The sequence below is a fragment of the Planctomycetaceae bacterium genome, from assembly GCA_041398785.1.
GTDB lineage: Bacteria > Planctomycetota > Planctomycetia > Planctomycetales > Planctomycetaceae > JAWKUA01.
This window is the reverse complement of the sequence record JAWKUA010000031.1, coordinates 1-14,180: the sequence shown is the minus strand read 5'-3', so window position 1 is coordinate 14,180 and position 14,180 is coordinate 1. Positions and strand designations below refer to the sequence as shown.

General features: G+C 58.7%; 8 protein-coding genes. 5 read left to right on the top strand and 3 right to left on the bottom strand.

Annotation, left to right across the window (positions count from 1 at the left end; translation table 11 throughout):
• Window positions 1–255: 255 nt before the first annotated feature.
• The 3 genes from R3C19_24440 to R3C19_24430 form a co-directional block, all read right to left on the bottom strand.
• Entirely contained in the window at window positions 256–1,317 is a 1,062-nt protein-coding gene (locus tag R3C19_24440) for a DUF1559 domain-containing protein (protein MEZ6063510.1), read from the bottom strand.
• A gap of 457 nt (window positions 1,318–1,774) precedes the next feature.
• Window positions 1,775–1,924 (bottom strand): hypothetical protein, encoded by a 150-nt coding sequence (locus R3C19_24435; protein MEZ6063509.1) that lies wholly within the window; start codon window positions 1,922–1,924, stop codon window positions 1,775–1,777.
• A gap of 43 nt (window positions 1,925–1,967) precedes the next feature.
• Complete coding sequence (locus tag R3C19_24430) at window positions 1,968–3,341, bottom strand: DUF1501 domain-containing protein (GenBank protein ID MEZ6063508.1); 1,374 nt, start codon at window positions 3,339–3,341, stop codon at window positions 1,968–1,970.
• Window positions 3,342–3,898: 557 nt separating this feature from the next.
• Between R3C19_24430 and R3C19_24425 the strand changes: the two genes are divergently transcribed.
• The 5 genes from R3C19_24425 to R3C19_24405 all read left to right on the top strand — a co-directional run bounded on the left by R3C19_24425 (window position 3,899) and on the right by R3C19_24405 (window position 13,773).
• On the top strand, window positions 3,899–6,940 hold the full coding sequence (locus R3C19_24425; GenBank protein MEZ6063507.1) for a secretin N-terminal domain-containing protein: 3,042 nt from the start codon (window positions 3,899–3,901) through the stop codon (window positions 6,938–6,940).
• Between the two features lie 112 nt (window positions 6,941–7,052).
• On the top strand, window positions 7,053–8,021 hold the full coding sequence (locus R3C19_24420; GenBank protein MEZ6063506.1) for a pyridoxal-phosphate dependent enzyme: 969 nt from the start codon (window positions 7,053–7,055) through the stop codon (window positions 8,019–8,021).
• Between the two features lie 288 nt (window positions 8,022–8,309).
• Complete coding sequence (locus R3C19_24415) at window positions 8,310–9,425, top strand: hypothetical protein (protein MEZ6063505.1); 1,116 nt, start codon at window positions 8,310–8,312, stop codon at window positions 9,423–9,425.
• 457 nt (window positions 9,426–9,882) lie between these two features.
• Window positions 9,883–11,475 carry a DUF1559 domain-containing protein gene (locus tag R3C19_24410; protein ID MEZ6063504.1) on the top strand — a complete coding sequence of 531 codons (1,593 nt, stop codon included), beginning with the start codon at window positions 9,883–9,885 and terminating at the stop codon, window positions 11,473–11,475.
• 1,317 nt (window positions 11,476–12,792) lie between these two features.
• Window positions 12,793–13,773, top strand: coding sequence for an ABC transporter ATP-binding protein (locus R3C19_24405; GenBank protein ID MEZ6063503.1), 981 nt, complete (start codon window positions 12,793–12,795; stop codon window positions 13,771–13,773).
• Window positions 13,774–14,180 lie beyond the last annotated feature (407 nt).

Sequence of the window (14,180 nt, the reverse complement as noted above, 5' to 3'; positions counted from 1 at the left end):
TTGCCTGCCGCGGAGAACCCTGCAACTACTTCATGTCGGACAATTCCTTTTCGATGACGCTGACGCGACGTTCAAGGTCCGTGTTCATAGCTAATCCAATCTGTTGTTTCCGTGGTGCAGTGGTGATCCGGGAGCAGCGGCGACCAGCGGAACAAGCTCAGCCAGCGAAGAAGGCAGCAGCCGAGGTTCGGTCTTCATTCCGTCGCGGAGTTTACGTGACGGCCGACGGAATTCCAGTTGTTGTGAACTCGCCGGCTACCAGTCTTCCACCGGTCCGTCCGCGGCATTTGCGGTCGTCAGCTTCTTCAGCACCTGCGGATCAATGTCTTTCGACATGAACCGGACCGAACCGTCGGCCATCCCGACGTGTGCTCCGGTGGTGTGGTAGCTGGAAAGCAAGCCGTCTGATTGTCCTGGCTGCGAACCAGGTAAGTTGACGCCCAGCGGAGTTTTCGTGACGTCCAGGTCGCGGGGTTCCGTCCAGACGATGTCCGTCCCGCAGGCTTCAACGACCATGACCGTGTTAGACGTCCCATCGGTGATTTCGTCCAGCGACAACGCCGGTCCCGACGGATCACCAAAAATCGTGCCGTCGCCGGTGGGGACGGTGTAGGACGTTGGGTACGAATACGGCTGCTCTGTGGAACCGCGGTCCGTGTTTCGCGGATCAGACGGGCAACACAACACTTCTATTCGTCGCGATTGAAATCGGATATTGGCAGCGGAATCCCACGGCTGCGAGCGGTCGTATTGCTCAAACAGCGGTGAGTGTTCGACATATGGCAGCGTGATGACACGCCAACTGACAGGAGGATCCGTCCGATCAGCATTGGGTAAGCCGCCAGACGCCGAGGGAAACTGGCCGTGGAAATCGTGGAAGACATGAAACGCAAGTCCGAGCTGCCTAATGTTATTCTTGCAGGCCGTTCGGCGGCTCGGGCTTCCGTCAGACTGAACTGCCGGAGAAACCACCAATGCAATCATTGCCAGGAGTATCAGGCAGAACAAAGCCGAGACCGGGTTGGTCGAGAACCATCCGTTTCCGCAGGCAGAACCCACGACGGCAATCAAGAACACGACTCCGCCGTAGCCGAGGATGATGCCTTTGTTTTCGACCGGCGTACTCAGCAGCCAAACCAGCAGAAATCCCACGGTAAACAGCACGAAATCCCAGCAGGGAAACCTGTTTTGCTTCTTCCAACGCTGCCGGATGGCCGTCCAGAATCCGATAGCGCAAATCGCTATCAGCACCCCGTGCATCAGCAGCGTCGGCCAGGGCGTGTCGGCGAGAATGCGGTTGGGTGGGAAGTCGTACATGTGACAATTGAGGAACGCTTGTGCGGATCTGAGATTTCAGTTCTGAAATCTCAAATTTCAAATCTGAAATCTCAGATCTCAACCCTACTCAGACTTTTTCTGCTTTCGCGATTCTTCCAGCTTCTTCATGTGCTGTTCTTCGCGTTCCCTGTTCATGGTCTCGATGCTGGTGGAAGGCGGATTGACGTCGCTGCTGTTTCCGCAAGCGCGCGAATCGTTTGTCAGGAGGCTGGCCTTTGATGTTGGAATTCTGCAGGCTGTCCGCCCAGCCGCGGAGGTGTCGGGAGATGGATTCGCAGGTCGATTTGAGATCTGAGATTTCAGATTTCAAATTGGTGAACTCGACATGCGGTCCATGACACACAGCATCGAACGCACTTCCCCGGCGGACCCGCGAGCGTAGTACAAGAACGGCAGGAGTTCATTGGTGGTACTGCGTTCGAAGCCTTCGGCAATGTTATTGGAAATCGACAGGGCAGCGCTGGATTTGATTGGCCAGATCGCCAGGGCCGCGGAAGACGGTCTGAGCAGTCCACGGAAACAATTTCGCCGCGAGACCAGCCGCGTCGTTCCAGACGGGCAGGTCTTCGAAGCGTTTGTACTTCATGGCGGCTTACCATTTGAGATTTCAGATCTCTCCACGCACGATTTCAGAACAGCTCATGAATATCCCGATGTCCGATGTCGACCAGCGGGAACGGGCGGCCGGCGGGGCCGGGCAGGTGGCTGTCGAGGTTCAGGCCGACGCTGCGGAAGATCGTGGCGACGACATCGGCGGGTTGTACGGGTCGATCCGCGGGAACTCCGCCGATCGGATCGCTGGCTCCGACGACTCGACCGCCCTGTACGCCGCCGCCGGCGAAGTAGCAGGTGAAGCATTGAGGCCAGTGGTCGCGGCCTCCGGCGGGGTTGACTTTCGGAGTCCGGCCGAATTCCGCCACGTTGCAGACCAGCGTGTCGCCCAGCATGCCTCGTTCGGCAAGATCACCGATCAAAGCCGAATACGCCTGGTCGTACATCGGGGCCACGATGTCGCGCATGCCGGCGATGGATGTGAACGGTTTTGATCCGTGGATGTCCCAGGTAATTTCGTCGAACACGGTCAGAAACGTGTTGATCGTGACAAATCGCACACCGGCTTCGATCAGTCGCCGCGACAGCAGGCAGCACTGGCCGAAGCGATTCATGCCGTAGCGGTCTCGCACGGACTGCGGTTCCTTCGAAAGATCGAACGCATCGCGAGCCTGCGGGCTGGTCATCATGCGATACGCGGCCTTGAAGTTGTCGTCCAGCAGTTGAGCGTTCTCGGTGGCTTCGAAGACGTCGACCGTTTCGTCGATCAGGTCTCGCAGTTTTCGACGGCGGTCCAGGCGAACTTCGCCGATCGTTTCCGGTGGCAGCAGGTCGGGCACTTTGAAGTTCGGCTGCGACGGATCCGCCATCAGTGCGAACGGATCATAGGCCTTGCCGAGGAAACCGCCGGCCTGGCCGTTGGGGAGATTGCCGCCGCCTCGGCCCATGGTTTCGGGCAGCACAACAAACGGCGGCAGATCGGTGCGTCGGCCTTTGCGATACGCCAGGACGGCTCCGGCGTGAGGCGAGTCGACACCGCCGGTGAACTGCCGGCCGGTCTGCATCATTTGCCAGCCGGCATCATGCACGGCGGCTCCGGTGTGATGGACGGATCGGACCAGCGAAAAGTGTTCGGCGATCTGAGCGTGCTTCGGAAAGATTTCAGAAATCTGAAAATCGGCGGTGGTGGAAATCGGCTGGAACGGACCGCGCACTTCCGCCGGTGCGTCCGGCTTCATGTCGAACGTGTCAAGCTGGCTGGGAGCACCCAGGTTGAAAATCATGATGCACGAGCGGTTGTCCTTCGCCGGATCAACGGCTCCGTGTTCTTTGGCGGCCAGATACTGCGGCAGCGAAAGCCCGGCGGCTCCCAGAACGCCCGCCTGCAGAAAGTCACGCCTGGTCGTACCATTGCAAGTGTGTGCCGTGCCGCGTCCGGTCAGGTTAAGCATGGGAAGGACTCAGTTAACAGGAAGTGGTGAAGGAAACAGGAAGTGATAAATCGAAAGTTGCGGGAATTGATGCGGGACACGCGTTCGGCCCGACGTCAGTCTTCGGTTCCAGGCGTGGTTGTCGAAGTTGCGGAACAGTCCGGTTGTGCGTCCGGGTGGTATCCTGATTCGTTTGTCGAAACGTTGCTGTCGCGATTCGTGGAACCCGGACAGTCGGCCGCACGATGTCCTGCGGGGGAGTATTGGGCTGTTTTGCCAGAGCCTGGCCTGACAAACACCAGCTCCGCGGCGGGATGGAGCATCAAATGGTGAAATCTTCCACGCCCGCCGAGTACCAGAATAACGTTGTAATTCCGGTTCTGAACTGCGACATTGTAGACAAAAGACATTCTGTTTTGAATCACGTGACTGTTGGACACCGGACGCGGTGGCGGCACCACGTTCATTCGACGGCTGGAAGGCGGTTCCGGAGTTTCCGGAAGTAACTGCCGCCACGGTCGTCCGCCGAGCCTGACTACGACTTTGGGAACGGAATCGACGCCTGGAAAGAATCGCTCATGTCTTCAATCACGTCCGGCATTCTGTTCAATCGTTCGTCACGGCGGATTCTGAATTGCGGCGTCGCGGTGCTTTGGCTGTGCCTGTGCTGCGTATGTCCGGCAGCGAAGGTGGTCGGGCAGGAGGCGTTTGCCGTTGAAACGCCGGCCGCGGCGAGTCCGCAGAACGCCCAGCCGGCGTCTCCGGCGACCGCACCCGGTCAGAACGGACAGCCGCCGTCAGCGACGCCGGGCGATGCGAACAAGTCCCCCGGCGAATCCAAAGACGGTAAGAAGGACGCCGCGACAGGGACTCCGGAAGCCATCAAGCGTCCGTCCAAAACAGAACAGCCGGCTCAGTCGATTGCAGATGAAGTGGTCAAAGAGGAATCCGGCCGGATTCGTTTCAATCTTCGCGGGCAGCCCTGGCAAACCGTGCTTCAATGGCTGGCCGATGAATCTCAGTTGTCGCTCGACTGGCAGGAACTTCCCGGCGACTTTCTGAACCTGACCACCACGCGCGCCTATACGCTGGACGAAGCACGTGATCTGCTGAATCGTCACCTGCTGTCTCGCGGATACGCCATGCTGCTGGACGGCGAAATTCTGAGCGTTGTGAAAACAGCCGATCTGAATCCGGCTCTGGTGCGGCGAGTCGAACCGGAAGAACTTGACAGTCTGCCGGATCATTCCATGGTGAAGGTGTCGTTTGACCTGGACTGGCTGATCGCCGACGAAGCCGTCGAAGAACTGAAGCCTTTGCTGAGCAGTGCGGGCAAGATCCACAAGCTCAGCCGCACGAACCGCCTGGAAATCGTCGACACGGCGGGCAGCCTGCGAGACATTCGCAACATCATTCAGTCCGAACAGTCCGACGACGGCCAGGAACAACTCGTCCGGACCTTTCGCCTGGAACATCGCCGAGCCAACGAAGTCATCGATCTGCTGTACAGCCTGTTGGGCATTGACAAGGAAGGCGGCGCCGGTGGCGGCGGTGGCGGCGGCGGGATGGACGGCAACATGATGCGTCAGATGCAACAGCAAATGCAGCAGCAGATGCAGCAGATGCAGCAACAGATGCAAAACGCCGCCGGCAAAGGCGGTGGTGCCGGGTCTCGTGAACCGGTCAAAACACGGCTGGTACTGAATCAGCGCGAAAACATGATTCTGGCCCAGGCCGCGCCGGATCAGATGGCAATCATCGAAAAGGCGATTGAACAGATCGACGTGCCCGGCGAAGCAACGAACTCGCTGCTGCAGAACATCAGTCGCATGAAGGTGTACCGGCTGGAAACCATCAACCCGCAGACTCTGGCCGACCTGCTGCAGGAACTCGGCGATCTCGATCCCGGCACGGTGCTGAAGGTTGACGACAAGAAGAAATCGATCGTTGCCTGGGCAAGTCTGGCGGATCACCTGACGATCACCACGCTGGTTGATCGCCTGGACCAGTCCGGCCGGTCATTTGACGTCATTCCGCTGCGGCGGCTCGACGCCGAATATGTCGCCGGCACGATTCGAATGCTGATGGGCCCGGAAGAAGAAGACGACAACAGCCGCAGCAGGTCTCGCAACTACGGCTATTACTACTATGGAATGCAGCAGCAGGAAGAAAAGGAAGACGCCGGCTTCAGGATCGACGCGGATCTGCAGGAAAATCGCCTGCTGGTGTATGCCAACAGCGTCGAAATGGAAGAAATCAAAAGCCTGCTGCAAAAGCTGGGAGAACTTCCCGATCCCAACAAGCGCGACGACGGGCTGCGCGTGTTTGAACTTTCTCCCGGCGAAGATCCGGAACTTCTGAAACGAAAGCTGCAGCAGCTTTGGCGCCGCAACAACGAACTGAAATTCGACCTGCCCGAAGCGATCAACAACGAATCCGGTGACGATGCAGCGCCGGAAGACAATCGTCGCGTCAACGGCGGTTCGACACCGGTAACCACGGCGAACGGTGCGATCGAAGACCTGCGGCCGATCACGATCCCCGTCACGTCGGCATCAACCGCATCCGGCTCCCGTCGCGCGGCGCCGTCTGCCGATGCGTTCTTTGCGATGCTGGCGGACGACGACGCGGCGGGGGGCGAGTTTCCCGCGGACGTGCCGCCCCGAAGAAATTCCGCCGACGCGCCGATCAGGTTCTCGCTGCTGGAAGACGGTCGCCTGATGATCAGCAGTGAGGACATCAGCGCATTGAACGACATGGAAGACCTGATGCGGCAGGTCGCCAGGCCAGCGCGAAACTACAAAGTCTTTACGCTGAAATATGCCACGGCGTCCTGGGTGACGCTTAGTCTGGAAGAATACTTCGAAGCGGAAGCTCAGACCGAATCGTCCATGTCGTACGATCCGTGGTACGGATATCGGCCGACGGAAAAGAAGGTCCGGGGCAACCACAGCCTGTCTCGCCGTCGTCAGCCGCAGTTCATCTACGACAATTTCACCAGCACGATTCTGGTGCGGGACGCGGACGCTCGCCAGATGCAGACCATCGAGGAACTGATAGAAATTTACGACGTCCCGGAACCAGCCGACACGCGGTCCATGCGAGTCACAAAACTGTTCAAACTGGACAACGCGAAGGCGGAAACTGTTGCGAACGCCGTCAAGGACGTCTTCCGCGACCTGCTGAGTTCCAACGACAAGGCACTGCAGAAGAACGAAGGAGAACAGCGGGAAACGCGAGTCATCTCGTACTTCGACGGCGGAGGCGGCGACGGCGGAGATGACGAAAATCCCATTCGGTTCAAAGGTCTGATTTCCATCGGCGTCGACCCCAACAGCAATACTCTGATTGTCTCATCCACGGCCGCGCTGATGGACACCATCGAAGCCATGATCGAAGAACTCGACAAGGCCGCGCTGTCGTCAGCGTCGATGCAGGTGGTCAGAGTCGGCCCGACAGTCGATATCGGACTGCTTCACGAAAAGCTGTCACAGGCCCTGGGCACGGCACAACCACAGCAGCAACAGCCGCAGCAGCCCGGCAACAATGGTCAGACGAACGGTCAGCCAGGCCAGGGCGTGGCCATCGGCGGCCAGCCGGCGGCAGTGAATGGAGAATAGTGAGATAGCGAATAGTGAATAGTGAATAGTATGTCGTACAGTTTCGATCAGACTCGGCCGTGCCGTGCGGATGGGGCCGGAACAATTTACTATTCCCTGTTTACGATTCACTATGCTCCACCTCACTGACATCCACGCTGCCGCGGATCGTATTCGCGATTTCGTCATTCGCACGCCGGTACTGGATTTTCCCGAGCTTGATGAACAGCTTGGTGCGCGGTTGTTCTTCAAGTGCGAGAACATGCAGCACGGCGGAGCGTTCAAGGCTCGCGGTGCCTGCAATGCCGTGCTTTCGCTGACGGATGAAGACGCGGCGCGGGGAGTTGTCGCTCATTCGTCGGGCAATCATGCGGCGGCGGTGGCTCGCGCGGCGAAACTGCGAGGCATCACGGCCCGCATTGTGATGCCGCGCAACTCGCGAGCCATCAAGATCGAAGCCGTGCGGAAGCTGGGCGTCGAACCGGAATTCTGTGAGCCCGATTCCGCGTCGCGCGAAGCGGCGGCTCAGAAGATCATCGACGCGACGGGTGCTGTCCCCGTGCATCCGTTCAACGATGTCAATGTCATCGCCGGGCAGGGAACCGCGTCGCTGGAACTGCTGGAACAGACCAGTCAACTGGATGTCATCGTGGTGCCCGTCGGCGGTGGCGGTCTGTTGTCGGGAACCCTGATCGCCGTAAAGTCCGTTCGTCCGGATATCCGGGTCATCGCCGCCGAACCCGCGCTGGCAGACGATGCGTTTCGAAGTCTCAGCAGCGGACAAATCCAGCAGCCGACTCGATACGACACAATCGCCGACGGCCTGCGGACGGCGCTGGGATCAATCACGTTCCCGATCATTCACGAACAGGTTGACGAGATCCTGCTGGCGTCGGAAGACAGCATTCTTGCCGCGACCCGGATGCTGCTGAACGAAGCAAAGCTGGTGGTGGAACCGTCCGGAGCCGTCCCGCTGGCATGCGTGATGCAGCATCCGGAACGCTTTCGAAACCGGCGAGTCGGCCTGATTATTTCCGGCGGCAACATCGACGCGGCCGCGTGTCTGGAAGTGTCAACGGAGCCGGCAAGACGACGTCTGTGACGCCGCAAACGCTTGCATTCAAAGCGGGGGAGTCGGTCCGCAAACTCCGTCCGGCAACGTTACCACAGCCGACTCAGCATCTTCATGTCTGTAGATTGAGTGTGTCGCGCGTTCATTGGCTGATGTCAAACGGCGTGCGTTTTGAAGCCACGGAATCCGAAAGGATTGAATCCCGGATTTCCTGAGATTCTCACAGCACGGGGTTCCATGCCCCCCCCTGAATGTTATTCTGAATGATGGAACAGGATGGCATTTGGCAAATCGGCCGACCGAAAGGGAGCCTGAATCATGCCCTTCCACGCCGTGTTCGTTGCATTGACTGCGGTGGCATCATCGATGGTGCCGACGTCTTCGGATGTCCCTTCGCTAGAGCTCATTCGGGCTGCATACACCGATCAGGTTGAGTCGATCGATTCCATTGAAGCGCAAATTGCTTCATTCGATTCGTATCATGCATCGCTTGACCATCAGGACCATGACGGGGACCGGAAAGAGAGTACGACCGTCGTCTGGGTTCAGCGCGGCATGCAAATCAATGCCGATAAGGCGGTCGCTGTCGAAGGTTCGCCGGACCTTCCGAAGCGAAGCCGGCATTTGTTTGACGGGCGGGACACGCACACCGTGACATGGAGTGGCAGGGATGGAACCGTACCGGCCTATCGCGTGCATTCGGGCGGCGACAACACCTTCTCCGGGCTGCCCAAGCCGGATGACTTTCTTGGCCGAAGCCTTCCGGGTACCGACCTCAGCCTTGTAGATTTGCTGAGTCAGCGGCAGGCAACTGTGGTGGGAGTTGAATCTGTCGCGGGGCACGATTGTGTGAAAGTGGATTTCGGTGTTGTCGGTCGTTGCCGATATTCGGCCTGGTTTGATCCGGGAAACAGCTATCTGCCTCGTCGAATTCGGGTTGACTGGCAACAACTTGAGAACGCAACCGAACGATCCTGGGAAGTTGCAGTTACGGAGTTTACGACGTGCCGTGATCCGACACGAGACAACCGTATCGTGCCGCTGTTTGTCACTGTGCAGGACCATGTTGCACTCACGAGAGGAAAATTCGCTGACAGCAGGCATCAGGTCACCGTCACTGACATTTCCGTGAATCATCCGGTCGCCGATGAAAGATTCGTTGTCGCCGTCCCTCCCGGAACGGTTGTCATTGATAGTCGGAGCGCGTCAAGGCCGCGCCAGTATGTTTCGGGAACAGCCAGCGAACTTGACCGCATCGCGGATGAACAGCGCCGACTTGCTGCTGCAGAGTTGCTACGACTTGAGAACGATGGAATGGTCCCGCTTGACGCAACGCCGCATGGGCCATCGTTGTTTTCCTGGTTTCTAACGGCGTCTGTTGCATTGCTGCTGGCGGCAGTTGTCCTGCGTGTCCGTCATTCGCTGACACATTGATTCAGCTTTGGTTTCTGTTCGTCGTAATCGGTCCGTCATGCTCATATCACGGGTGGGCCATAGCTCCATCAATGGTGTGGCGGCAGCCGTACATCTCGAGATCGTATTCCGGGAACACAGGCCAGCCGCCGAAAACGAGATTGCACGGGCCACAAGGCGGGTACTGACGCACCGCCGAGTGGCCAGATTGAGAAATAGTGCTGTTTTCGGCGCTGCCCGCTTGTGGTTCCGTGCTCGCTGGTACTCCCTTTCCCCGGTCGTGATTCTGCCTGCGATGGCGACAATCACTGTATGCGCATCGTGGTGATTCCTGCCGGCGTGTAACACCATCGTCGGATCGTGGCATTTCCAATCGACGGAGACACGAGTGAATAGTCTGCGACGGAAGTCAGGATCGCTGCTTGTTGCAACGCTCTGCGGCGTTGCATTCTCGTCGTGTCACGGGGGCGAGACGGCAATGTACGGCGAAAACTCCTGCGGACTGCTGAGTCTCCAGGTTTGCCTGACGGCACTTGATCGACCGATCGCCTACTCAGCGTTGCGGGAGATGCTTCCCACAACCGACCAGGAATACAATCTTGCAGAGCTTTCCGGAGTTTGTGATTCGCTCGGTGTTTACCACCGGGCGCTGCGGTGGCCGGACGCAGCTCCTGATTTCACGTTGGCAGAATCGACGGCCGTCGTCCCGATCGTCCTTCCGGACGGTCGTCGGCACTTCGTAGCAATGTTGGCATCGCGGAATGGTCAGGTGTTGATTAGTGATACGCCGAGAATGCCTGCCTGGGTATCGGAAGCGGAGCTTCGGGCGAGATGGCAGTGGGACGGGACCGCCCTTCATTTGGCCGCCAGTGCCGCAAATCTCGCTCGACTCCTGCCACGGCGGTCGTCGTTTGCCGGGATGAAATGGGCCATTCCCACGATTTGTTTGTTGCTGACGTCAGTCCTCTGGCCGCGAACAAAGCGGTCGACGGAAGGAGCGAGTCGAAGAGTAGCTATTCGCCTTCGCGTCAGATCCAACTGTGCCGGTGGTTCAGCGAGTGCGCGCCGTGGCCTGACGGCAATTGAATCGTTAGTTTCAATGGCCGTGATCAGCGTCGTTCTTGCGATCATTGTTCCGGCAGTGCAATCCGCGCGCGAACGAAGCCGGCAAGTGCAGTGTTTGAACAATCTCCGGCAGATTGGAACGGCCAGCCTGCAGTTCGAAGCGGCTCACGGGTTTCTGCCGTCCTATCGCGGCAGGCGAAGGGACGGAGAACGTGGCCCGGTGAAAACTAACCTGTCGGTGCAGGCTCAACTCCTGCCGTTCCTGGATCAACGGGCACTGTTTGACCAGATCAACAGAGAGGAGAACGGAAGCGGGCTCGGCAGTGATCCACCGGGAAGTGAATTGAACGGCAACCTGCTGAGAATCCGTGTTCCAGTCTTCCTTTGTCCGACTGACGGGCTTGCACGGAATGGCATCAGCTACCGGGGCTGCGCGGGAACAACGCCGGGCGTTCATTCGACGGCACCCGCATCGGACAGTAGCAGCAACAGCGCGAAGATGGGTATGTTCGTCCGTTTCAATGGAACTCGCCTGTCGTCTGTTCGTGACGGACTATCACAGACCGCGATGTTCAGCGAACGGCTGGCCGGTGATCAGGATCATTCCAGATTTACTCCCGACCGCGATGTCGCAGACGTCAGCAGGATGCCACCCGGGAATTGGTATTTCCTGTTGCCGGACGATGTCGTGCGAGCGTGTCGGCTGGTGACTTCAACCGACATCCGGCATTCGTCGTTTGCGGGGTACACATGGCTGCTGGGTGGGTACCCGCAGACGCTGTACAACCACGTACTTGCGCCGAACAGCCCGACTCCCGACTGTGGTTACGGTTACCTCGGCCATGGTCATGGTCAGGGCGCTGTTTCCGCTCGAAGTCTGCACCGCGGCGCAGTCAACGTTGTCTTTGGTGACGGTGCGGCGCGGCCTGTGAACGATGGTATTGATCTCTCAGTCTGGCGAGCACTTGGCAGCGTTCGCGGTGAGGAAATGATCTCCGACTTCTGACACCCGACGATTGGAGCCATACCAGTGCGAGCTGCATGTGTCATTGCTGTGACGCTGTCTGTCGTCGGTTTGATCGTCTGGGGCTTCTGCGGCCGACTCCTTTATCGCATTGCGATTCGTCAGCCGGACGCAGCCGCTGTGGATAGCACGCCACAGTCGTCAGTAGTGACACAGCTTCTCGCGGATCCGCCCGGACTTTTGATTCGACGTTCCGGTAAACCTGCCCACCATGTCACAATTGCTCTGCGGAATCCGACAGGCAATACCATCCGAATCCTCAGTGTGCACAAGTCTTGTGAATGCTCGATGCCGGGGCCGCTTTCAGTTAACGAGTTGGCTGCCGGAGAATCAACAGATCTGAAGCTGACGCTGCATCCGCCGGAATTTGGCGAACAGAGCACCGTAGTTCGCATTAGCACCGATGCCGACGCGCCGGAACTGGAAATTCCCATAACCCTGGTCGGGGAAGAACCTCCGCCCATTCATGCGTACTCGGAACTGCAGCCGGTTCCTGACCGATTGGAATTTCGTGGATTTGTACCCGGGGAAACGATGACACGCGACATCAGGGTCTACACCGCTGAGCAACCGGACGCTCCCGCCTGGATTATCGGCGCGGTATCGACTGATCGGCGTCTTGAGTGCAATCTCCTGCCGGGTTTCAGAGATCAGCCACACCGGCGTTCACCAGACGGGCACATCATCCAGCGGGCGTACACCGTCAGATTCGAAACGCAGGTACCCCACTGGGACGCTGGGCGAGTCCGAATGCGCGCTCGCTTTGTGTATGCCGACAAAACTCCCGACTCGACGCGGGCCGTAACGGTGGATGCTGTTTGCAGCCCGCCTATTGGCGTGGCACCGAAGACACTGTTTATCTCTGCGTCTGCCCTGCCCGCCGACGTCGGCGCGAACCCCACAACACGCCGTGTTATCCTTCGGTCCAATGACGGTCACAGGCTTGAAATCGTTGACGCTGCCTGCGTGTGGTCAGGCGCTACAGTTTCCGCATGTGATGCAGGTTCGGACAACGAAACAGCCTGTATATGTGTAGAGATCAGTGCGGCTCCCGACGCAGTCTCCGGTCAGGAATTTTTCAAGACAGACATCCGTATCGAAACGAACCATCCGCTGGTTCCGATCATCGAAGTTCCGCTCTACATTGAATTGACACGGTCGGATACACCCGGATAGTCGGCCGGAATCGGCCTTTCATTCGGTTCGCGATGGTGAGAGGTTCCCTTTGTTTTTCACCGCTTCGGGGGATTTTCTTCGGCGCAATTGGTGAGTGATCGTGCGGCACATTACCATCCCGGCATGTCTGCCATCGAAGTCCGAAACCTGTGCCGTACCTATAAAGTCTTCCGAAAGCGCGAAGGACTGTTCGCGTCGCTCAGCGGATTGTTTCACCGTGAATTCCGCGAAGTGCGCGCGGTGAACGACGTCAGCTTCGACATCCGGACCGGTGAGATGCTGGCGTTTCTGGGGCCGAACGGAGCCGGCAAGACCACGACGCTGAAACTGCTCTCCGGACTCATCGTGCCCACCTCCGGCACTGCGACGGTACTGGGCTATGTTCCGTGGAAACGCGAGAACGCGTACCGCCGCCGATTTTCGCTCGTTACCGGGCAGAAGGAACAACTGTGGTGGGACCTGCCGGCTCAGGAATCGTTCCGGCTGCACAAGGAAATCTATCGCATCGACAACGCCGACTATCAGCCCCGGCTGACAGAACTGACCGAATTGCTGGACGTCGTTGCTCTGATGAGCCAGCCGGTGCGGGAACTGTCGCTGGGTGAACGCATGCGGATGGAACTCATCGCCGCTCTGCTGCACCGGCCCGACGTGCTGTTTCTGGACGAACCCACGATCGGCCTGGACGTCGTCAGCCAGCGCAAGGTGCAGCAGTTCCTGCGCCGCTATCAGAAGGAGCAGAACATCACCGTCATTCTGACCAGCCACTACATGAAAGACGTGGAAGCACTTTGCGAACGAGCGATCGTGATCAACAAGGGCACGGTGATTCACGACGGATCACTGAACCAGATCACCGACCGTTTCAGCCGCGACAAGATCATCGAGTTACACTTTGCCAACAGCAGCGAACCGGCCGGCATCGATCGTTTCGGCCTGGTCCTGGAGAACCGCTTTCCAAAAATTCGCCTGCAGGTGGAACGTCAGAAAGTGTCCGGCGTGCTTTCCGGTATCCTGAGCCAATACACGATCGAAGACGTCAGCGTCGCCGAACGTCCGCTGGAAGATGTGATCGCAGAACTATTCGCGGAACATGTCGCGTAAAGCATCCGGCGGACACGTTGATCCCAGCCGCCGTAGCGGACGAGACGGGAAGACCGGACCTGCGGCAAATCGTATGGATTCGTGACCTCGTCCAGGACAGAAAATCCGGCTCTTCCGGGGAATGGGGGTGTTGCTGAAGAATCGGTCGATGAAGGCTTGCTGGCGTTCGCCGTCATTCCTTCGGAGACTTCGATCGGATCTGCCGTTGCGATCCGACAACCTTGCGTTTCCGGGTGTTGATGCCCGGAGGGCAGGCACAACGTCAGCCGGAGCCGACAGGCTCCGGAAGTCGGTGCCTCCGCGTCCGCAGGCCTGAAGGGCCGACACATCCGCTGCGGCGAAAGCTGTATCGCCCCGTCGGGGCTTTGGACAGGAATTCGGCATCTGACCGGTGGCTCACGCCACCG

What these genes read in the sequence shown, in the direction of transcription:
- R3C19_24440 (MEZ6063510.1), bottom strand. Translation starts at nt 1,317, where the DNA reads ATGTACGACTTCCCACCCAACCGCATTCTCGCCGACACGCCCTGGCCG.
- R3C19_24435 (MEZ6063509.1), bottom strand. Translation starts at nt 1,924, where the DNA reads ATGAAGTACAAACGCTTCGAAGACCTGCCCGTCTGGAACGACGCGGCT.
- R3C19_24430 (MEZ6063508.1), bottom strand. Translation starts at nt 3,341, where the DNA reads ATGCTTAACCTGACCGGACGCGGCACGGCACACACTTGCAATGGTACG.
- R3C19_24425 (MEZ6063507.1), top strand. Translation starts at nt 3,899, where the DNA reads ATGTCTTCAATCACGTCCGGCATTCTGTTCAATCGTTCGTCACGGCGG.
- R3C19_24420 (MEZ6063506.1), top strand. Translation starts at nt 7,053, where the DNA reads ATGCTCCACCTCACTGACATCCACGCTGCCGCGGATCGTATTCGCGAT.
- R3C19_24415 (MEZ6063505.1), top strand. Translation starts at nt 8,310, where the DNA reads ATGCCCTTCCACGCCGTGTTCGTTGCATTGACTGCGGTGGCATCATCG.
- R3C19_24410 (MEZ6063504.1), top strand. Translation starts at nt 9,883, where the DNA reads ATGTACGGCGAAAACTCCTGCGGACTGCTGAGTCTCCAGGTTTGCCTG.
- R3C19_24405 (MEZ6063503.1), top strand. Translation starts at nt 12,793, where the DNA reads ATGTCTGCCATCGAAGTCCGAAACCTGTGCCGTACCTATAAAGTCTTC.